This window comes from Nonomuraea sp. NPDC048916, from assembly GCF_040649575.1.
GTDB lineage: Bacteria > Actinomycetota > Actinomycetes > Streptosporangiales > Streptosporangiaceae > Nonomuraea.
Genome location: NZ_JBEZFS010000296.1, coordinates 1 through 375, shown reverse-complemented (window position 1 = coordinate 375; position 375 = coordinate 1). Strand labels below are relative to the sequence as shown.

1 pseudogene is annotated in these 375 nt (G+C 67.5%); it reads right to left on the bottom strand.

The features are described from left to right. Window positions 1-375, bottom strand: a pseudogene (carB, locus tag AB0C16_RS40940) (carbamoyl phosphate synthase large subunit); the annotation flags it as partial.

The following is a 375-nucleotide window of genomic DNA, read 5'->3' as shown; positions in this document are numbered from 1 at the left end:
CTCGGCCTTGTCGCCGACCGGGCCGGTGAAGGCGAACTGCGAGCCCTTCTTCTCCAGCGAGCGCAGGGCCTTCTGGAGGGCCTCGGTGAAGTTCCGGCCGATCGCCATGGCCTCGCCCACCGACTTCATGGTGGTGGTGAGGGTGGAGTCGGCGGAGGGGAACTTCTCGAAGGCGAAGCGCGGGGCCTTGACGACGACGTAGTCGAGGGTCGGCTCGAAGGAGGCCGGCGTCTTCTCGGTGATGTCGTTGGGGATCTCGTCCAGGGTGTAGCCGACGGCCAGCTTGGCGGCGATCTTGGCGATCGGGAAGCCGGTGGCCTTGGAGGCGAGCGCCGAGGAGCGGGAGACGCGGGGGTTCATCTCGATGACGATGAC